General features: G+C 53.1%; 11 protein-coding genes and 1 pseudogene. 7 read left to right on the top strand and 5 right to left on the bottom strand.

The features are described from left to right. Window positions 1-110: 110 nt before the first annotated feature. The 4 genes from BN3772_RS04370 to BN3772_RS04355 form a co-directional block, all read right to left on the bottom strand. The gene (locus BN3772_RS04370; RefSeq protein WP_086074401.1) at window positions 111-6,734 is read right to left on the bottom strand and encodes an S-layer homology domain-containing protein; all 6,624 of its coding nucleotides are present in this window, start codon (window positions 6,732-6,734) and stop codon (window positions 111-113) included. Window positions 6,735-6,965: 231 nt separating this feature from the next. Continuing rightward, window positions 6,966-7,805 carry a carbohydrate ABC transporter permease gene (locus BN3772_RS04365; RefSeq protein WP_086074400.1) on the bottom strand — a complete coding sequence of 280 codons (840 nt, stop codon included), beginning with the start codon at window positions 7,803-7,805 and terminating at the stop codon, window positions 6,966-6,968. 18 nt (window positions 7,806-7,823) lie between these two features. Beyond that, window positions 7,824-8,759 carry a carbohydrate ABC transporter permease gene (locus BN3772_RS04360; RefSeq protein WP_042197074.1) on the bottom strand — a complete coding sequence of 312 codons (936 nt, stop codon included), beginning with the start codon at window positions 8,757-8,759 and terminating at the stop codon, window positions 7,824-7,826. 73 nt (window positions 8,760-8,832) lie between these two features. Continuing rightward, a complete protein-coding gene (locus tag BN3772_RS04355; protein WP_086074399.1) occupies window positions 8,833-10,179 on the bottom strand; it encodes an ABC transporter substrate-binding protein in 1,347 nt (448 codons plus the stop codon). A gap of 357 nt (window positions 10,180-10,536) precedes the next feature. Between BN3772_RS04355 and BN3772_RS04350 the strand changes: the two genes are divergently transcribed. The 7 genes from BN3772_RS04350 to BN3772_RS04320 all read left to right on the top strand — a co-directional run bounded on the left by BN3772_RS04350 (window position 10,537) and on the right by BN3772_RS04320 (window position 20,560). Further along, on the top strand, window positions 10,537-12,264 hold the full coding sequence (locus tag BN3772_RS04350; protein ID WP_086074398.1) for a sensor histidine kinase: 1,728 nt from the start codon (window positions 10,537-10,539) through the stop codon (window positions 12,262-12,264). Between the two features lie 32 nt (window positions 12,265-12,296). Then, entirely contained in the window at window positions 12,297-13,946 is a 1,650-nt protein-coding gene (locus tag BN3772_RS04345) for a helix-turn-helix domain-containing protein (protein ID WP_042197070.1), read from the top strand. Window positions 13,947-14,053: 107 nt separating this feature from the next. Then, complete coding sequence (locus BN3772_RS04340) at window positions 14,054-14,722, top strand: hypothetical protein (RefSeq protein ID WP_042197068.1); 669 nt, start codon at window positions 14,054-14,056, stop codon at window positions 14,720-14,722. Window positions 14,723-14,726: 4 nt separating this feature from the next. Beyond that, window positions 14,727-16,433 carry a GMC family oxidoreductase N-terminal domain-containing protein gene (locus tag BN3772_RS04335; protein ID WP_042197384.1) on the top strand — a complete coding sequence of 569 codons (1,707 nt, stop codon included), beginning with the start codon at window positions 14,727-14,729 and terminating at the stop codon, window positions 16,431-16,433. 276 nt (window positions 16,434-16,709) lie between these two features. Further along, on the top strand, window positions 16,710-18,218 hold the full coding sequence (locus BN3772_RS04330) for a spore germination protein (RefSeq protein WP_042197066.1): 1,509 nt from the start codon (window positions 16,710-16,712) through the stop codon (window positions 18,216-18,218). A gap of 17 nt (window positions 18,219-18,235) precedes the next feature. Continuing rightward, window positions 18,236-19,405: a Ger(x)C family spore germination protein gene (locus BN3772_RS04325; protein WP_042197064.1), complete on the top strand. Its 1,170-nt coding sequence runs from the start codon at window positions 18,236-18,238 to the stop codon at window positions 19,403-19,405. Window positions 19,406-19,435: 30 nt separating this feature from the next. Further along, a complete protein-coding gene (locus BN3772_RS04320) occupies window positions 19,436-20,560 on the top strand; it encodes a GerAB/ArcD/ProY family transporter (RefSeq protein ID WP_042197063.1) in 1,125 nt (374 codons plus the stop codon). 21 nt (window positions 20,561-20,581) lie between these two features. Here BN3772_RS04320 and BN3772_RS04315 read toward each other — a convergent pair. Beyond that, window positions 20,582-20,816 (bottom strand): annotated as a pseudogene (locus BN3772_RS04315) (hypothetical protein); the annotation flags it as partial.

Genomic DNA, 20,816 nt, shown 5'->3' with positions numbered 1-20,816 from the left:
GGAAATCCGCCTAATTCCTCAAGCGTTCCATTACTTCGTCTTCCGCTCTGCCGAATAGAAGCCCGGCCGCCAGCATATTGCGCAGGCGGCCGGGCTTCTTGCTTGCAATCCTACTGCTGCTTCAGCAGATTGTAGATCACCTGCGCACTTTCGGCGCGGGTCATCAGCGCCTGCGGAGCAAACTGCCGGCCGCCGCGTCCCTGCAGAAGTCCTGCCTCTACAGCGATGTTTACTGCCTCCTCTGCCCAGCCGCTGATTTGCAGCTGGTCACTGAACGAACCGGCAGAAGCTGCCTGCGCCTTCTCACCCTGCAGATACTCGTAAGCCCGCACGACCATCACAGCCATTTCCTCACGGGTAATGCTGCTATCAGGAACGAAGGTATCTGCTGTGCGTCCCAGTACAATCCCTGCCTGATTAACGGCAGCTATGCTGTCAGCGTACCAGTCTCCAGTCTCAACATCCCGGAACGCCGGAGCTGTTCCAGCCGCAGCCTCCAGGCCGAGCGCGCGGGCGATCATCGCCGCGAACTGCGCTCTTGTCACCTGCCCCTGCGGCGCAAACTCCGCAGCGGAAATTCCTTCAATAATATGTCTGGCGGCCAGCGACTTGATTACGCTGCCGGCCCACATGCTGCTGCCGACATCCGCGAAGCTCTTGTCATATTCCAGCACTGCATATTGGCTGAAGTGACTGACTGCTGCTGTCATTTTCCCGTCCTTCAGCGTGCCGCCGACATACTCAATCTTTCCATCCCCGGCAATATAGTACACGCCGAGCAGATCGGGGTTGGCATCACCGTCAACACTGAAGGTCAGAGACAGCGGTACATCAAACGCTGTTACCTTTGTAGCAGTGCCGTCTGCAGCAACAGTCTCCAGACTGAAGCTGATGACATCCCCTGCCGCAGACAAGCGGAGTGAACTGCCCGCAGCCTGATTGTTGATCAGCTGCTCGGCCGCAGCTGCAGGGGTCTTCAGTCCTGTCAGCCTGATGCGTACCTGATCAGCTTGAGTCTGCCCTGCTGCTTTCTCTACAATGCTCTTCAGCGCATCAGGAGTGAATTCCACTGCAGCATTACTCCACGCTAACCGCAGTGTACTGCTGCCGGTCAATCCTTGAACACCTGCCGGAAGCACGACGGATTCTGTGCCTTCAGCCAGCTGAACCGTAACGGCTCCGTCTGCAGCGGCAGGAATATCCTTCTGCTCCAGTGTCCGTACAGTCTGCACCGCAGGTGTCGGTGTAGCCGCCACCGGTGGAGCAGTCTGCACAGGCGCATCCGTCGGCGCCGGAGTTGGCGTCGGTTCCGTTACCGGCGGCTGCTCTTTCTCAGCAACGTTTACGGTTCTGGTAACCTCTGCTGCCGCATTGCCCGCCGCATCACTCACATTATAATGGTAGAGATAAGTGCCCGCTTCCGTGGTATCCAGCACAGATACCGGCTCGCCGCCTTTTGTAAGGGTCGCTATAATCTGAGCGGTAAGATCCCCATCCCGGTCATCCTCTGCCGTCGCGCCGGCATCGGTATACGCTGCGCCGTTCTCCAGTTCTACAGCTGGCTCACCAAGCAAAGTAATAACCGGTTTTACTGTATCCGGATCTTCGGCTACAACCACTTTTCTTGTTACTTCCAGCGCCTTGTTGCCTGCAGCATCACTGACGTTATAGTAGAAGGTATACACATCTGCTATAGACGTATCGAGTTCTGTCAGCCCATACACCTCGCTGCTGACCGTGGTAACAATCCGGTCTGTCAGATCGCCGTCCACCTCATCGGCTGCTGTTGCTCCGGCATCTGTATATTCCGCTCCGAGCTTAACATTAACCATCCGGTCACCGATCAGGGTAATTACCGGTGGTGTTACATCCGGCTCCGGCAAGGTAATCGTACCGCTGGCCGAACCCGCAGCCAGCGCTTCACCTTTGCTTAGCGTTACAGTAAAGCTGAAGCTTCCCGCGGTGTCCTCAGTCGCTTCCTGGAAAGCAGTAAAGGTCACGTCTCCCAGTGTCACGCCTGTTTCACTCAAGCCTTTCAACCCGGAAATCGTCTGCTGCAGCCAGGCCTGCACCGCCTCTTCACTGTTGGCAGCTTCCTTTTTCACATTAAAAGCCGCTCCCTCAATAATGCTCTTAGCCTCATTCACGGCCAGCTCATTGGCAACAATGGTCTTATCTCTGGCTATAGCCACATAGCTGACCAGCGCAGCCTGATTGCCTGAATATGTGTTGTTAATTGTATACTTCACCGTTCCGCTCACCGGCAGGGTGAAGTCATGATTAAGCATAACGCCGTTCAGTCCTGCAACCACCCCGGTGCGCACCGTTTCCGTCACCGCCTTGCCCTCAGCATCGTTATAGCTGACGGTGATGTCCATCGTTCGGTTAGCATTGCTCCACCAGTCCCTGTGGAAGGAGGTAACGGTATATTTGCCCGCCTCCAACGGGAACAGATATACCAGCGGATTATTTCTGGTGTTGGAGCCGTAGACCCCGGTCTGCGACTTATCCGTGGTAACCACCGCACCCCCGAGCCCTTTCATGCCGTAATTTGCTCCGGTATTGGTATGTCCCCATACCGTGTCTCCCGTTGAGAGCTGATCCGCCTGTTCATTCAGCAGACCGGTACCAACCAGCTCCTTAACAACGGTATAAGGCGGAGTATCCCCTTCCGCAGCTACGCCCGGGTCCACAAAATAAACCAGACCCTGCGGCACGACCTCTACATAAACAACCGTCTTGAGGTTGCCGTACGTACCTGTAACCGCCACTCTGTCATACGGCGTATCAAAGCTGACTTCCGCCGTATTCCACTTCACGGTTACAGGCAGCTTGCTGCCGTCCGCCCGAGTCGCTTCCACCTGCTGCGGAAGAACAGGCAGCTTGCCGGCATAAGTCGCGGTGTCCGGCAGAACAGCCAGCTCCCGCAGATCGCCCGTGGTCAGCTGATTCTGCGCCGAGACCAGACGCCCTGCCAGCTGCGCCGCTCCTTCCTGATCCAGCCGGTAAGCGGCGATATCAGCCAGTGCAGCCTCGGCACTGTCCAGTGCTGCCGTAAACAGCTGCCAGTCTGCCTCGGCATATTCGTCCAGCTTCACTGTTTCCTTCGCTGCACTCACCGCTGCGGTAAGCGCCGCCGTATCCGGTGAGCCTTGCACTGCCCCGGAGATAACTGCTGCGGCATCCACAAGCAGTGTTCCGCTCAATACTTTAATCTCTACCGTATGCTGGCCGTATTTCAGCCCGCGCAGCGAATAGGTCTGATATAGCTCCTTCGAGGCCATGGTTTCCGCCGACTGCACAGCAGTCTTGCCGTCCACTGTCACTTCGAGCTTCGCTGATCCGTCATTCGGCCCCAGAATATCCAGCCCGGTGCCTTCAAACGTATACGTAAGCGTCGCTCCGGCCTCCTGGCTGGTGGATGTGGAACGCTGATAGATGAACATGCCTGCACCGTTGGCATGATTCCAGTTCCCGCTGTAGGACAGCTTAGGATTGGCACTTGCAGTCAAATCGTACATTTCCAGATTGTCCAGCAGCTCGGAGTAGTACGGTGCATAGCCGTCCACCGTCTCCACCTTCAGGTTGTCAAACCGGACATGATAGTAACCGCTGGCCAGATCAACCCGGCCGGACAATTCAGGAGCCGGATCGGTATAAGCCGCCAGCTTCTCTCCGTCCAGATAGGCGGTCACTGTGGCTCCGGCAACCTGAATCGCAAGGTTATGCCAGGCATCATGGGCCGTATTGAAGTCTTCGATTGTCACGCCCCCGGTCCCTGTAGCCGCATTCCCGCTGGCCACAGCGCCGCCGTTCACCAGCAGCTGCCAGCCGCCGTCGAACCAGAATTTCAGTACATATGGGGTACCGCCAATGGTGTGCGAGCTGCCGCCGCCCTGATAGCGGGCACCAATTGCCGCGTAATTGGCACTTCCCTCAGTGCTGTTATGCTCAAACGAAACGTCTACGCTGGCTTTGTAATTCGTCCAGCGGTTGTCGCCGATGGCTGTCACCGGATCGCCGCCGTTCCAGGTGCCGCCAAGGCCCATAAGGCTCCGGTCGAGCTGCTGGCGGAGAACATAATTATCCGACCCGTCCGGCAGGTAAGCCTCAAATGCGCCGTTGCGGTCATGGGTATAGCGCGGAATGGCACCTTTTGATCCGCCACGGGATTCGATATAGCTCTCGGTGCCTGCAGCCTTTCCGCCCTCTCCGATCTTAACAACGGTCCGGTCCGAATAGTCAAAATCATCGGCGTACAGGAATTTGTCTCCCGTATTCTGCACCGCTCCTGTTGCATCGGTATCCAGCACCGTCCGTTCGCCTTCCACAGGCAGCGGGGTGTTATATTCCGCTTTGTCCTCGGTATCCAGTGTGGTTACTGTAACTGTCGAATACGGCTTCACTTTCACGGTGTATACACCGCCGCCGTCTGCGGCAACATCGCCGAGATACTGCATGTAATTGCTGTTGAACGCCTCTCCGGCGTCAGCTGCACGGGTCTCCCAAACCTCTAAGGACGGATTGCCGGTGTAACCCATATTGACGGCCTGCAGCTTGTAGGTTTTGGCGTACTCGCTGTCATTTACAATGACGGTCGAGAAATCGCTTTTGTCCGGGGCAGCAAGCGTAATGTAACTTGGCGTTCCATTGCGCCCGTTGACCGGGTTAGTTCCTGTAGCACCGGTAGAGCTGGCTTTGGGAACGGCTCTCCAGATGCCTGCCGTGTTATCTTCATTTTCCCAGCCCAGCTCTGCGAACCGGCTGTAATGCTGCAGAATGACCAGGCCTGCGTCATAGTGAATCCAGCCTGACCAAGGGTCGCGTGCGCTGACCAGCTCCTTGAAGGAGTATTGTCCGCCTTCATAGAAGGAGCCGATTGCCGGCTGGTAAATAAAATGCGTACGGCGTGAATTCACAAACCCCTTAATAATCGTGTTGCTCATTTCCAGCGGACCGCCTACCCCGCCGATTCCCGTTCCGGCAGTTGTCGGGTCCTTCACATTGTTATTGGGACGGAACGCCGAGTTGCTGAATGTAGCCTGCGCCTCGCTGTTCCAGATCTCAATGTCATACTGCTCGGCAAGCTTTTTGAAATTGCCTGCGGCATCATCATCGGTATTGTAGTGATAGCCGGCAACCGGTACGGCATTACGCAGCGATTCATCGCTTACCATTGCACTGCCGAAGGAGCCGATGCCGACCTCATCGGAGATAACCACTTGAATCCGGTTATACAGCGCCTGCTCCTCCGCACTGGCAAAGCCCTCTTTATCGTTCTTTACCTTGTCTGCATATTGCTTGGTCCACTCTATATCCGGCGCGTGCTCGTTAATGTGCGGGTTAACGTAGCTGGTCATGTAACCATACTGCCGGTAAGCCTCCAGAATCGTGTTTTTGTACCAGGTATAGATTTTATCGTTATTATCCGCCCAGGCCGGAGCACTCCAGCGCAGGATGCTGACCTTGAGGTCCGGATTAACCGCCTTCGCATCGGCTGCCAGCTGGAAGCCGGGATGACGCTTGACGTTAACCTCTTCATCTGCGGTACGCATCGTGGCCGGGTCCGGACCGGTGGAGTTGTTGCGGTCATTGCCCATCTCAATTTTGACATGAGTCATAAGCGGATGCTCGCCGCCGAACAGGATCTGCAGCATTTCCGCATATTTATCCGGCTGCTCTGACTTGTAATCCATCAGGAGTGCACTGGTGCTGTTGGCGCTAAGCACGCCGAAGCCCTTAAATGTAAGGCCGTTCTCATTGTCCGGCTGAATGTCATTGCCGTTCAGCAGAACCTGTACCATTGAGGCAGCATTTGTCCGTGCATCCTCCAGAATCGATTTAATTCCGCCTTCAGCAATGGCGAACCAGCTGAGGATCGGCTTTTCACCGGAGATAGAGGCATATGTCAGCGTCATTGGAGCGCTGGTGTCTGCATCTGCGGGAACTGTAAATTCTCCTGAGTGAATCTTGGAGGCATTGATATTGAACTCATTCAATGACAACGTATGCTTACCGCCGCTTGTATCCTGGTACTCAATCCGCGGCTGAATAACCCGCGAACGGCTGCCGTACCAGTCGTAGAAGCCGCTGCTTAGCGTGTAGGTTCCGGCTTCAAGCGCCTTCAGCTGGTAGACGATATTATCGTTAGCAGCGCGTACACCCACCACCCAGACAGAAGGATCTGCAGCAGGATCAGTGTGTCCGCCGTCCTTGGAATTTTTGATCTTCTGCACAGAGTCGTCGAAGCCCCAGGCAGTAGAGCCGCTGACATAGCGCTGGTCTGGTGCCTGGTTAATCAGGCTCCCGCCGCTGAGGGCTTTGACCGCTTCATACAGCGGGGAGGCCGTAGGCCCGTTCCCTACCGAGTCTCCGCCCCGGCCGCTGTCCACAAAATATGCAAGCGTATAATCCGCGGGCGGAATAACCAGAGCGCTGGCGGTAACCGGGCCGCTGGCCGTTGTGCCGCTCACGGTTACCGTTTCATAAGGTACTGCGAACGTGTCTTCCCCGATCTTCCAGCTGACAGCCGTACTGCTGCCTCCGATATTAACGCTCTCCGGCAGATTGGTGCCCGCCGCATTCTTGGCCCCCATATAAGCAGCTGCGTAGACGTTAACTGCAGTTGCAGCAGATGCAGCCGGCTGGCCGGGTCCCGGAAACATTCCGAGCACGAGCATGGCCGTCATCAGGATGGAAAATAGCTTTTTGCCGGATACTGGCTTTCTGTTCATTCACTTGTCCTCCTTCAATCGTTAAAGTGGGCAAACCAAAACCAAAAGAAAGCGTATACATGTGTTTCTAAAAAAATATACCTTGGACAGCTTCCGGACAGCTTCTGGACTGCTTCCGGACAAGTAATGCGATCTCAGAAAGCTTCGGACAGACAGACAAGGCATAGACAAACAAACCTGGCAGCTTGCGGGTAAGGCAACTGCCAGGCTTGCACATCACTGTAATTCTCTCTAGCCTTTAACCCCTGAAGCTGCAACACCCTGCACGAAATACTTCTGCAGCGCCAGGAACACGATCACTACCGGAATAATAGATACAACACTGGCCGCCATAATCAGCCCGTACTCAGCGGAATACTGGGATATGAACATGCGGAGTCCGATTTGAATCGTCTTCAGCTCGGTTTTGGTCAGATAGATCATCGGTCCGAGGAAGTCGTTCCAGGTGTTGACAAAGGTGAAGATAGTCAGTGTTGACAGGGCCGGCTTGGATAGCGGGAGCATGATTCTGGCCCAGATTCCGTATTCGCTGAGACCGTCAATCCGCGCCGCTTCACATAATTCATCCGGCACCCCCTGGTAGAACTGGCGCATCAGGAACACCCCGAATGCCGAGAAGGCCTGCAGCAGAATAATGGACAAGTGCGTGTTATTCAGCCCGAGCGAACGCATCATGATGAACTGCGGTACCATATAGGCCTGCCAAGGAATCGCGATGGTAGCGATATAGCCGAGGAACAGGATATTCTTCCCTTTGAACTGCAGCTTGGAGAATGCATAGGCCGCGAAGCTTGAGGTCAGCAGCTGCAGAATCGTAACAACTACGGACAGCTTGGCCGTATTATAGATGAAGCGGCCCAGCGGAATCCGGGTCCAGATGTCCACAAAATTTTGCCAGCGCGGCACATCCGGAATCCACTGCATCGGGAAGGAAAAGACATCCTTGTTCATCTTAAGTGATGAGGACAGCATCCATACATAAGGAATCAGCATACAGAAGACTGCTACAGCGAGCAAAGCGTATACTAATACTTTTACGCTGACTCTGAAGATTTTATTAGAACCTACCATATCATTCATATCCCCCTATTATCCGTACTTCTTCTCGCCGCGGAACTGGACAATGGTAATACCAAGCACCAGCAGGAACAGCACAATAGCCATGGCGCTGGCATATCCGTAATCAAGCGAACGGAACGCCGTGTTGTAGATTTGATAGACCATTACTCTTGTTGAGTCGTTCAGCTGATTGTCGGCACCGGCAAACAGGTTGATGAAGATATCGTAGACCTTGAACGAATTAATGACCAGGATCATCAGGACAAAGAACGTCGTGGGTGCCAGCTGCGGAACGGTCACATTGCGGAACCGTCTCCAGGCGCCTGCGCCGTCGAGCTCAGCAGCCTCATATAATTCCGGGTTGATCCCCTGGAGGCCTGCAAGGTAGATAACCATGTAGTACCCCATATTTTTCCAGACCGTAAACAGGATGACTGTGAACATCGCCCACTCTTTATCCGCCGCCCAGCGGGGCAGATCCTCAATCGGAACGCCGGAGATCAGATGCAGGATATTGTTCACAGGGCCCATAGTCGGGCTGAAAATAAAGTTCCACACTGCCGCCACCGCTACAAGCGAAGCAACATAGGGGAAGAAGAAAACAGTACGCATAAAGTTACGGGCAATAATCTTCTGGTTCAGCAGAATAGCCAGCGCAAGGGCAACAGCCATCGTGAACGGTACAACGCCGATGGTATACACAATCGTGTTCCACAGCGCTTTATGGAAGGTGGTATCCTTGATCAGCCGGGCAAAGTTGTCAAAGCCGACGAATTCCATCGGATTGGCTCCGTCCCACTTGACAAATGCCAGGACAAACGCAAAGAACATAGGGACAAGCGTAAAGATGGCAAAGCCGATAAAGTTCGGCGCAATAAAGCTGTATGCTACGAGATGATCCCGGACGCCCTTGGACAGTATGCTTTTGGGGGCTTTTTTTGGTCTAAGTACGGTTTCATTTTGCATTCCTTCTCCTCCAAACCTTCTATGCAAAGGGCGGGCATGGCCCGCCCCCTGAGAATTACCGCTATATCCTGCCTTAGTTGTTCAAAAGCGACTGCACACGGGTATTCATGTCCTTCAGGCCTTCGTCAATCGTCGCATTCTTGGTCATGATGTTGTCATGCGCTTCATTCAGGATGACTTCGATATCCGCGCTCTTCTCATGCATAGGCATTTCCAGGTAAGTCTGCACAGTAGTCAGGGCAGCCTTGCTGTTGTCGTCTGCAGGGAAACCGTCGATGGAAGTGATCGAGCTGATAACCTCATCATTTTTGATCGCCGGAATCGTACCTGTGGAAGCAATGACAGAAGCACCGTCCTCACCAGTTACGAACTTCATGAAATCAAGGGCAGCTTCCTTGTGCTCGGACTTCTGGTTAACCGCCAGGGAAGTGATGGTTCCCAGTGTGGTTCCCGCTTCAACGCCGTCCGGATGCGGATATTTCACGATACCCCAGTTGGTTGCCTGGGACTCGCCGCTTTTCACCTTTTCAATCTGGGTGGCGATGAACCAGCTGCCCATGTTCATCATGGCAACGGAGTTGTTGTAGAATACGCCGGAATAGTGCGTGCTGGAGGTCTTCAGTGTTGCATAATCCATCACGATACCGTCTTCCTGCTCTTTCAGGATACGCTCATAGGTAGGCTTCAGGAAATCGTAGCTTCCGTCCACTACAGTGTTCTTGCCGTCCAGGATGCCGAACAGCTGAACCGCACTGCGCCAGGTGTGATAATGTGCACCGTATACCTTTTCCGCGCCGCTGCCGGAGGTCATCTTTCTGGCCAGCTCATCGTATTGGTCGAAGGTCATATCGTTGCTCGGATATTCAACCCCTGCCTTGTCGAACAGGTCTTTATTGTAATACACGATCCAGAAGTCGCTGCGGAAAGGAAGTGCATACACTTCATCGTTCACTTCAATCTGCTCTACAGTACCGCCATACAGCGCCGGATCAATGCTGTTTGTGCCCATGAAGCCTTTTAACGGCTCAAGATGGTTCTGCTTCACCAGGTTGGAGTAGCCCGGAATGTCCTTGATGGTCAGGATATCGAGATCGGCACCGCCGGACAGCTGCGTGCTCAGCATCGTCATATAGTCGGTGGAGCCAAGGTCAACGTACTCGATTGTCACGTTCGGATGCTCTTTCTGGTAAGCCTCGATCAGCGGTTTATAGTAAGCGGTTGCTTCCCAATCCCACAGCGCCCATTTCAGGGTAACAGGCTCCTGGCTCGGTTCGGAGGAAGCGCTTGCATTGGTTCCGGCAGGAGCAGCAGTAGCAGCGGCATTGTTCTGGGCATTATTGTTGTTGCCGGAGCAGCCCGCCAGCAGGCCCACGGAGAGCATTGCAGTAAAGGTCATGCCATACACTCTTTTGTAATTCATTGATTTATCCCCTTTTCTTCTTGTTTTGTTGACCAGTCATCATCTTCTGAAGCTATTTCACATTCTACCGGGTTACAGCCCGGGATGGGATGTATTTTCCTGCTCAGATCATTCACTTTTGTGTTCTGTTTGCGCTTTCATTGTCCTCGACCTGTAATTTTCTATTCAAAACCTGTAAAATTCCCGGTTCCTGCCTCCCCCTCTATTTTGAAATACAGGAATATGCTATGGTGGTTATAATGCATTCTCTGCCGTTAACCGGCATTATTGTAAACGCTTCAATCCATTTTTTTATTGATAAAGGAGAGAATCATCACGAATAGAAGATCTACCATCAAAAGCCGCATCATCCTGATTATGATTGTGTTTGCACTGCTGATCGCGACCATGCTGTCCTTTTTCAGCTATGAGCTCATTTCCTATTATCAGCGTAAAACGACAATCCAGGCAACCGAGTTCAATCTGCAGCTTGTCTCCCATATTATAGAACAAGACCTGCTCAACCTGTCCGTGCTGGCAATGACCAGCAGTACTAATTCTACTACTAATACGCTGCTGGCGGATTATTTCGAATCACCCGATGCCAAGGCCAGGGATGCGCTGGATGTATTCAGCTCGATGCAGGAGGATTTTCAGATTAACCGCTCCTACAATTATGTCCGCCGGCTGATCGTAACGGATAATAACGGAAAATTCCTGCAGCTCGATAATTCAGTCAGTGTGTCCACTCCGCTCACGATCCACAATATCGGCCAGATTACCGGACTGAACAACGAGGCTACAGAGGAATATGACCAGGTGATCAAGGACCCGCTCTCCACCGCCTATGGCATTCCGTTTATTCTGCCGATTTACGGGGACCATGCCTCCCGGATCGGGACCGTCTACCTGCTGGTCAACACCTCGGTCATTACCGACAAGCTGAAGGGCTACACCCTGCCGGAGGATTCGCGCCTGCTGCTGACGCTCGGCACCAATCATTATGAGATTATCGGTGACAAAATACAGCAGATTACAACCCCCTACGAGCCCGTCGCTTATACCGAGGACGAGCCTGTCGGCCCGATGACCAAGCTGTCTGAGATCAGTCTGGAAGATAAGGAGCGGACGCTGGCCGTCTCCTACGTGGTCAGAAGCGGAGTTGAGCTGACCCAGACCATTGCCGGCAACCAGTTCGCGCCAAAGGCAAATATATGGATACCGATTATGTTCGGCGTCTGTATGTTAGTACTTGTGCTCAGCGGCATTATTACCCTGTATCTGACCCGGACGATCAGCCTGCCGGTGGAGAAATTGAAGAAACGGATCGACAAAATCGCCCAGGGCAACTTCCTGCTCGACCGCAACATAGAGTGGAACAGTGAGCTTGGGGATGTAGGCCGGGGTATTAACCGCCTGTCCCAGGATATCATTGCCCTGATGGACAGCAGGCTGGCCGATGAGAAGCAGAAGCAGGAGCTGGAGTACCGGATGCTGCAGAACCAGATCAACCCCCATTTTCTCTATAACACGCTGAATTCGATCAAATGGATGGCTACCATCCAGAATGCTACAGGTATCGCGGAAATGACCACCTCCCTGTCAAGGCTGCTGCGCAGCATTGCCAAAGACAACCGCCGCCTGCTGCCGCTGCGTGATGAGCTGAACCTGCTGGAGGATTATTTCCTGATCCAGAAATACCGCTACGGCAGCACGGTAACGATGGTGCAGAGCATCGCGGACGAGGAGCTGCTATCCGGCCTGATTCCGCGCTTTACCCTGCAGCCGCTGGTGGAGAACGCGATTTTTCACGGCATTGAGCCCAAAGGCAGAGGCGACATCCAGATTACCGTGGCCAAAAGCGGCTTCGCCGACATTCTGATTACAGTCGAGGATAACGGGGTCGGCATGCCGGAGGAACAGATCTCGCATATTCTGTCCAAGCAGGAGGATGGGGCAAAGGGGCTGTTCGAGAACATCGGACTGCGCAGCGTGAATGAGCGGCTGCAGCTGGCGTTCGGGGAGCCTTACGGGCTGTCGATTGAGAGCAAGCCGGGACAATATACGCAGATGAAAATTATGATTCCGTTCCAGCTGAAGGAATAGTCTGCACTACTACAAGCAAGGAAGTGATAATCTTGATCAAGCTGCTGATTGCCGATGATGAGGCACTTGTCTGCATAGGTTTGCAATCCATGCTCAAATGGGAGCAATACAATATAGAGATTGTCGGTATCGCCCATAACGGAGCCCAGGAAGAGGAAATGATCGACAGCCTGCGCCCGGACATTGTAATCAGCGACATCAAAATGCCGATTAAAACCGGTCTGCAGGTCGCTGATTCGGTCCGCAAAAAATACGGCCGCGTCCCCCTGTTCATCATCCTGACCAGCTACGAGGAATTCGAATATGCGCGCAGCGCCATAGAAGTGCAGGCTGCCGATTATCTGGTGAAGCTGGAGCTGACGCCGGAGACGCTCGCTGCCTCTGTCCAGCGGGCGATTACCCTGCTCGGGGAATATCAGACGATTGAGAGCTATCCCAAGCTGGGGCACCGCGGCAACCTGCAGGCCGAGCGCGATAAGTTCTTCGTCCGGCTGTTCAACAATCTGTTCGAGAACAAGAACCAGTACCTGCTGCAAAAGGAGGATCTCGATCTCGACCTCAGCGGCACGGCCTATGTGGTCTGCACCTGCCGGATTCTCGGCCCGGACACGGTTCCGCCGCGCGGGGATAAGCTGGTCGCCCTCTGCTCAAGCACGGTGCAGATGGCCAAGGATACCCTTACGTCCATCAGGCCCTGCCATGTAACCAGCCTCGACCTGCGTAACTTTGCCGTAACCCTGCCTGTCTGCGGAACCGATCCGCAGCTATGGATGCCGGATACCCGCAAGCTGCTGGCCGATATGGCCTCTGTGCTCCATAACTATTTCAATGTGACGATTATCGGGGCAATCGGCTTTGCCGTTGAGGACCCTTATCTGCTGCGGGAGAGCTATCTCGCCGCCCGCAAAGCGCTGCCGGCTGCGGTCAATGCCCAGTCCTTCGTCTTTTTCTCCGAGGGTAAGCCGCCGGAGCAGGACTTTCCGCTGTTTGATTTCTCGGAGTCGCGCTCGGAGATCCGCCGGGCCTTTGAGGAGATGGATACCCAGGCGCTCTATGCCATCATCTCCAGAATGATTGAGATCTTCGACGGGCGTTCAGACCTGCTCGTTCCGGCCACCGATGCGGCCTGTAATATTCTCTACATGGCTACCTCCCTGCTGGCGGACGGTGAAGAAATGATTGAGCATATTTTCGGGCATGAGCCGGAGGGCTACCGGGCAATCTACCAGATGCATTCTATTGAAGAGATCGCCGGCTGGCTGGTCTGCTTCCGCGACGGCGTATCGGAAATGCTGTCCACCCGGAGACAGAGCTACAAGGAGCAGATCGTCAAGAATGTCCAGGAGTATATCAAACGCAATCTTGGCTCCAAGCTTTCGCTCAACCAGGTAGCCGATGTATTCAACTTCAGTCCCAACTACCTGAGCCACTTGTTCTCCAAGACCGCCAAGGTCAATTATGTCGAATATATCACCGAGACCAAAATGACAGCCGCCAAAGAGATGATGCTGCGCGGCGAAGGCCGGATCTATGAAATCTCGCAGAAGCTCGGCTATGAGAGCGCCTTCTATTTCAGCAAGGTGTTCAAGAAGGTCACCGGCATGTCCCCGCGGGAGTATATGCAGCAGGCCGAAGTCGGTGCACAGGCCGCACGGGATACCAAAGAGAACAGCCGCTCATAGATAAGCCCGTTACGAATTTTCCTGCTCCGCCGCCTGAACAGCGTCTGAAAATGCATGAAGGGGAATAGGTATCTATATCAGGGGATTCATCTGAAGGAGGATTTATTATGCATCAGGCCGCAGCCTATGCCGCAGCAGTCCCTCCCCATACCTATATCACCTTTCTCGCTCTAGTCGAAGCTATCATTCCTTATACAGCAGCCTGTTCTGCGCCTGGGGACGTACAATCTGCCGGAGCTGTTCAATTCGGTGTCCACGAGTATTTAATCTGGGAACTGGACCACAATCTGTCCCTTTGGCAGGGCTTTTATCTGACAGCAGTACCGTTATCCGCTCCTACAGCAGAGCTGCTCAATTATGGGGCAGCCCAGTTTACCGCATTAGGGTACAATCAGGCCCCTCCCTGCTGCGCTGGCCGGACCGGGTGCCCGTTTGCCGATCTCCATCCTGCAGACCGGATTCGGGTGCTGTCCATGCTGGAGCAGTCGGATCAGCTTGATTTGGCCCCGTTGCCGCCTCCCTACCGGAATGACCTGGGGATTGTCCGGTACATGATAGATTTTATCAGCAGGCAGACCCTGTTCGGGAATTATTCGGAATGGCCGGCATACGGAAGCACCCGGCTGAGAGTCCCGACAGAACGGAGGCTGGAGTGTTTCCCGCCGGGCTGGAGCCAGGTGCGCTATCCGGGCGTTGTCCCGGGCTACCGGGCCTTTATGGGCAGTGTATTGACCATTGAGCGGCAAGGAGGAGGAACATCTATTGTGTGCAGCTGAGTCTATGTTCGATGCTGATGTCATCGTTATCGGTTCAGGCGGCGGCGGTGCTGTTGCCGCCAAGGAGCTGGGAGAAGCCGGCTTGAAGGTTCTGGTACTGGAAGCGGGGGCCTGGTACGGCAACAAGCACTGGGCGAACCCGAACAGTGAGCATGGCGGGGATTGGAGCTCTGATTATAAGGATCTGGATATCGGAATTTATAAAAAAGTCTTCAACTCATACGAGAACAATATGAATGATGTGGTTTCCGGCACCTTTCGCTTTGGCCCTGCCGACAGGCGCCGTACACCCTGGCACCGGATTATGCGGCAGAAGGGGGACATCTGGCAGGCCTCCGGCGTCGGCGGCACGACTCAGCATTACTGGTCACAGTCTCCGCGGGCTTTTCCCCAGGCCATTGATCAGGTATGGCCGCTCAGCTACCGGGAGCTGATTCCGTACTATGAGAAGGCCGAAGCTACCTTGCCTGTCCAATTCTCACCCACAACCCCCAAGGAAGAGCTTTTTTATTATGGTGCCAAAAAAGCCGGCTGGCAGCTGAATCCAACGCTGAACGTAACCACTCCGGGCTACCGCCCCAATCCGAACGCCATTCTGCCTCCCAACGACCGTCTGATGGACCCCGGCTGTTCACTTGAAGAGCTGTCGGATATGGAAGGATGTACGCTTAGGGGGAATTGTGTCAACGGATGTGCATCTGGTCCTTCGGTAGACAGGATTGCCAAACGCAGCACACTTGTCAGCTATGTACCGCTCGCCCTAAAAACCGGCAATGTTGCGATCAGGCCCAACTCCTTCGTCATCAAAGTCCTCACCTCGCATGACCCCAAGGAGGGCCTGCGTGCCACCGGTGTCCAGTTCAGGGATACATGGACCGGAGAAATCGGAGAGCTGACGGCCAGAACGGTTATTATGGCAGCCGGCTGCATCGAAACACCGCGGCTGTGGCTGAATTCCAGCCTTCCTTTTAATGAATGGGTCGGCAGAGGGTTAACCAATCATTGCTTCGATTGGGTTGGCGGCGTATTCGAGGAGAAGGAGCTTATGCGGATTATGGGCCTGCCCGAGGTCTACCCTTATGTGGGCCATACTTCAGGAGCCAGGGTTGATATTCCGGGTACCGGAATCTTTCAGGTCTCCTGCCTGAGTCCGGGATTGATGTCTTTTCTGACCTATGGCTTCAGTGAAGCTGGCTATAATGCACTGAACCCGCCGGAGCCCGGAGAGCCATGGAATATCCGCGGCCGGGTCGTTGGTCCGCAGCTGAAGGAGTTAATGAGGAATTATAGCCGGACCATGACCATGCTGCTCCTGACGGATGATGATACGCTTTACCGGAACCGGGTTGAGGTTGACCCTCTGCTCAAAGACGAGCATGGCCCGATTCCAATCGTGTATTACACCCCCAGCCCGAAGACACTCAAACGGCGTGATCAGCTGGCAAGATATGCGTCTGAAACCTTGCGGCAAGCCGGTGCCAGGCAGATTATCCGCTCGGATACCCCTTTTGGCTTCATGCTCCATCTGGAGAGTACGATGCGGATGGGCTATGTGACCGATACCAACTGTGAAGCCTTTCAAGTGAAACGCTTGTTCATTGCTGATAACAGTGTGCACTTCAATGGGATCGGCGGCCCCAATCCGACACTTACAACCCAGGCGCTGGCTACACGGACAGCAGAAAAGATAGTAGCCAAATATTTCAGCTAGCCTCCCGGCACGGTGGAATAATAGAGCACTGCACCGGATATAGCAAGTATGATAAGGAATGCAATAATCTTACCGAGAGCCTTCACCGCCCTGCACGTCCTTTCTTCCAGCATTTGTGTACCATGCAAGAAGTATCTGCAGCAGCAGAGAAAATATACCCTATACACAAGGCTATTCCTGGAGGCTGATACCGCTCTAAGAATAGCCTTTTTCCAATTGTAATGGATAACGAGGTAATTGATGGTGAATATTAAAGGCTCTGGAGGTGGCAGGCTGATGAGAGCAAACAAACGGGCAACCGATCCTTTTGCCAAAAAAGCAAGTGCACTTGAACCTGAAATCGATATCGAAATTTCCGAACGGATGAAGGATAACAAGAAATGCATTGCCCAGGTATTCGCAAATTGCTGCGATCTGGTTGTACGGGAGCTGCTCATCTTCGGCTCTATGCCCGCTGTAGTGGTTTACTTCGATGTCCTGATTGACAAGCAGCTGTGGGATGATGGCTTCCTTGAGCCTCTTATGCAGGAAGCAACACCTCCAATCCGCAGTCTTTCCCAGCTGCAGGAGCAGCTTAAATACGGGTTTTCTTCCATTGTGCAGCCTTCAGTAGTGATGAATATGACTGAAATCGCCAGACGTATTGTCAGCGGTGAGACAATACTGTTTGTTGAGGGCTCTGCGCAAGCCTTTGCCTTCTCGCTCAAGGATAAGCTGAACCGCGCGCTGGATGAGCCGTCAACGGAAGCCGTTATCCGCGGGCCGCGCTACGGATTCATTGAGAAAATGTCGATTAATCTGGCCCTGATCCGGCACCGGCTCCGCACCCCCCGGCTGAAAACAGAAAAACTTACTGCCGGCAGCCTCTCCCGTACGGATATTACCATCGTGTACATTGAAGGGATCGCTGACCAAAGTGTGGTAGAGGAAGTTAAAAGGCGGATAACAGGCATTGATATGGATAGTATCCTCGAATCCGGTTATATCGAAGAATTAATCAGCGATCATCCTTATTCCCCGTTCCCTGTCATGCAGGCAACCCAGCGCCCGGACATGACTACAGGTTCATTAATAGAGGGGAAGATAGCCGTTATCACTGACGGCTCGCCTATGGTGCTCATCCTGCCCGTTACCTTCTGGTTCGGCTTTCAGTCTGCAGAAGATTATTATATGAAATTTATGTTTGCGACTATGCTGCGCTGGCTGAGATATCTGTTTGCCTTTTTTGCGATGGCACTGCCCTCCATTTTTATTGCCGTTACAACATTTCATCAGGAAATGATCCCGACAAGCCTGACACTAAGCCTCGCCGCCGCACGTGAGGTTGTTCCTTTCCCGGCAATCGTCGAGGCGCTGATTATGGAAACTACCTTTGAAGCCCTGCGCGAGGCCGGAATCCGCCTTCCCCGCCCGGTCGGCCAGACGATCAGCATTGTAGGTGCACTGGTTATCGGACAAGCAGCCGTTCAGGCCGGAATCATCTCGGCTACAATCATCATTGTCGTATCTATTACCGGGATCTCTTCCTTCCTGATCCCTAATCCGGGGATGAGCCAGGCTATCAGCATAATCCGCTTTCCGCTCATGCTGCTCGCTGCAACGTTCGGCCTGTACGGGCTGGGAATCGGCTTACTCGTCATCCTGGTCCATCTGGTGAATTTGCGTTCCTTCGGTGTACCCTATATGTCCCCGGTTGCCCCTATTACGGTCAACGGACTGGCTGACACATTATGGAGGGCCCCGTGGCAAGCCTTAAAAAAGCGGCATAAACATACGAGGCATTAATTGGAGTGGGATTGAACATGAGCAGATTTGTAAAGACGTGCAGATGTATGCTTCTTCTGATTATCCTCTGTATGACGACCGGCTGCTGGGACCGCAGAGAAATGGATGATCTCGCACTGATCATGGGCAGCGGGATCGATCTTACGGATAGCGGACTGATTGAGGTATCCTATCAGATTGCGCTCCCAACAGGCATACCCAGTGCTGTGAAATCAGGGGGCAGCCAGAAGCAGGTTGTCGTCATTTCGGCCAAAGGCAATGATTTGCAGGAGGCGCTGGGCCGGATACAGCAGCAAATGTCCAGATACGTTTATTTTGGCCACAGGGAAGTATTCCTGATCGGGGAAAATTACGCGAGGCAAGGACTTAATCAGGTTCAGGATCTTTTTACCCGGTTCCCGGAGACCCGTTACAACAGCTACGTCTTAACAGCCTATGGGGCAACAGCCAAAGAAATACTGAGCACCCCCTATCCAATGGAACTTATACCGGCACTCGCAATCAGCAAAATTCAGAGCAGCAGACAAAGCTTCTCCGTAAAGTTCGATGAATTTCTGGAAGCCTTCGCCTCACCCGGAACATCGCCGGTAACTGCGGCCATCCGGATTATCCATAAGGGAACAGATAAAGAATCAGTAGCAATCGACAGGGCTGCCGTCTACCTCGGCAATAAATTGAGCGGATTTACTCAGCCCGCAGAGCTTGAGCTGCTGCGCTGGTGGATTGGCGACCCCTACCGTCTGAGCTTTACAATTCAGGCAGAGCCTGAAGATAAGGATTACAAAGGGACCATAAGTGTAAAGTCATCAGAGAGCAGTGTACATGTGCATACCAGAATAGTGGACGATCATCCCGAGGCTAAAGTCATTTTTCACACCGTGGTTAAGGTAGTCTCTAACAACACAAGGCTGAATCTGGACAATGAAAAGAACAGAAAAAACATAGAGCAGCAATTCTCCAGACAATTACAGGGCAGGTTCGAAGAATTGCTCACACATGTCCAGAAGGGAATGAAGTCTGACATCTTTGGCATGGGTGAGGAGATCCATATTGAGCACCCTTATTCCTGGAAAAAGATAAGAGGCTCCTGGGCCGAAATTTTCCCCGCAATGCCAGTACAGGTTGAAGTTGAATTTCAAATTGAGCAATTAGGCAAAACACATGGCCGTGCTTATCTGGAAAAATAGCAACATCATCAAATGAAGAGGATGCACACAATGAATCTGAAAATTTCCGGCATGCAGGTATTCTGGATCATCTTAAGCATGAATCTCGGGATGACCCTGGTGATGACGCTAACTCCGAGTCTGCAGGCTGCTAAGCAGGATGCATGGCTCTCCATTATTGCAGCAGGCTGTATTGCACTGCTCATTGCCTTACTGGTAACGGCAGTCGCCCGGATCTTTCCGGGCCAGAATCTAATCGACTATGCGCCTTTGGTATTTGGGACCTGGCTGGGCAAGCTGGTAATCGTCATCTATCTTGTACAGTGGTACACGATTATCCCTATTGTGCTCCGCCAGTTTTCCGACCTTGTTAATATTATGCTGCTTCCGGAGACGCCCAAGCAATTCGTAATTCTGCTGATGGTCCTGCTGATTGCTTATGCCACCTATGCCGGAGGCATTGAAGGAATTGGACGCTGCAGCGAATTCCTCGGGCCCATTATTCTAATAATGGTCATACTCGTCCTGTTTGCCAACAGCAATAATATTAACTTGAAGCATATTCTCCCCGTCTATGCGGATAGCGGCTTGAAGGATATTTTTCGGGGCTCGCTGGCCCCTGCTTCATATCTGGGCCATTCAGTCGAGTATATGATGTTTGCTTCCTTTTTGTCCAAGCCGCGCAAGGGGCGGGCCTATACCATCTGGGCGGTATTGATTGCGAACCTGATTGTTCTATTGACCACAATCATTATCATTGCTGTGCTCGGAGTTAATCTTAGCCCTAACATGTGGTATCCCTTTTTTGAAATGACCCAGAAAATCTCACTGTTTGGCTTCATCGATAATTTCGATGCCGTTCCTGTCGTAATCTGGGTATCCAGTGTATTCGTCAAGCTGGCCGTCTATTTCTTCCTGGTAAGCTACGGAACCGCACAATTCCTTAAGATAAAGAGCTGGAGAATCATGATAGGCTTCATTGCTCCGGTTATGTTCGTCTTTGCGCTGATTCCGCAAAATGTAATTGAAGCTACAACCAATTATCTGCAGCGCTACTGGGTGCCCATCGCTATGCCTGTGAATATGCTGGGGCTGCCTTTACTGCTGTTAGTAATAGGAACCTTGAAGAAAGGAACCGGGACTGCCGCTGCGGCAGGCGGGAATAGCGACCAGTAACGGGATTTTCGGTGATAAGCATCACCTGTCCTCCAGTACCTCTATTTTAAAATCCTTATAATACTGTCTGGTGGCCTCAGTCGAGCAGGAATAGGCAATAGCGTTGTGGACATCCAGCAGCGTCAGCCGGCAGTTGTGCTTTGCTCCGGTATCGATGCCGGTTAACCCGGGCTTTCTCCAGACCTCGCCTGCTTTGGCACCTATTTTAAAGGTTGGTGTATGCCCGAAAATAATACCTTTGCCGGCGTACGCCGGC

Source organism: Paenibacillus camerounensis (genome assembly GCF_000723885.1).
Lineage (GTDB): Bacteria > Bacillota > Bacilli > Paenibacillales > Paenibacillaceae > Paenibacillus_AQ > Paenibacillus_AQ camerounensis.
The sequence above is the reverse complement of the archived record's forward strand: the minus strand, read 5'-3'. Positions and strand labels throughout refer to the sequence as shown.

What these genes read in the sequence shown, in the direction of transcription:
- BN3772_RS04320 (WP_042197063.1), top strand. Translation starts at nt 19,436, where the DNA reads ATGAATCTGAAAATTTCCGGCATGCAGGTATTCTGGATCATCTTAAGC.
- BN3772_RS04350 (WP_086074398.1), top strand. Translation starts at nt 10,537, where the DNA reads ATGATTGTGTTTGCACTGCTGATCGCGACCATGCTGTCCTTTTTCAGC.
- BN3772_RS04335 (WP_042197384.1), top strand. Translation starts at nt 14,727, where the DNA reads ATGTTCGATGCTGATGTCATCGTTATCGGTTCAGGCGGCGGCGGTGCT.
- BN3772_RS04355 (WP_086074399.1), bottom strand. Translation starts at nt 10,179, where the DNA reads ATGAATTACAAAAGAGTGTATGGCATGACCTTTACTGCAATGCTCTCC.
- BN3772_RS04360 (WP_042197074.1), bottom strand. Translation starts at nt 8,759, where the DNA reads ATGCAAAATGAAACCGTACTTAGACCAAAAAAAGCCCCCAAAAGCATA.
- BN3772_RS04370 (WP_086074401.1), bottom strand. Translation starts at nt 6,734, where the DNA reads ATGAACAGAAAGCCAGTATCCGGCAAAAAGCTATTTTCCATCCTGATG.
- BN3772_RS04365 (WP_086074400.1), bottom strand. Translation starts at nt 7,805, where the DNA reads ATGGTAGGTTCTAATAAAATCTTCAGAGTCAGCGTAAAAGTATTAGTA.
- BN3772_RS04330 (WP_042197066.1), top strand. Translation starts at nt 16,710, where the DNA reads ATGAGAGCAAACAAACGGGCAACCGATCCTTTTGCCAAAAAAGCAAGT.
- BN3772_RS04325 (WP_042197064.1), top strand. Translation starts at nt 18,236, where the DNA reads ATGAGCAGATTTGTAAAGACGTGCAGATGTATGCTTCTTCTGATTATC.
- BN3772_RS04340 (WP_042197068.1), top strand. Translation starts at nt 14,054, where the DNA reads ATGCATCAGGCCGCAGCCTATGCCGCAGCAGTCCCTCCCCATACCTAT.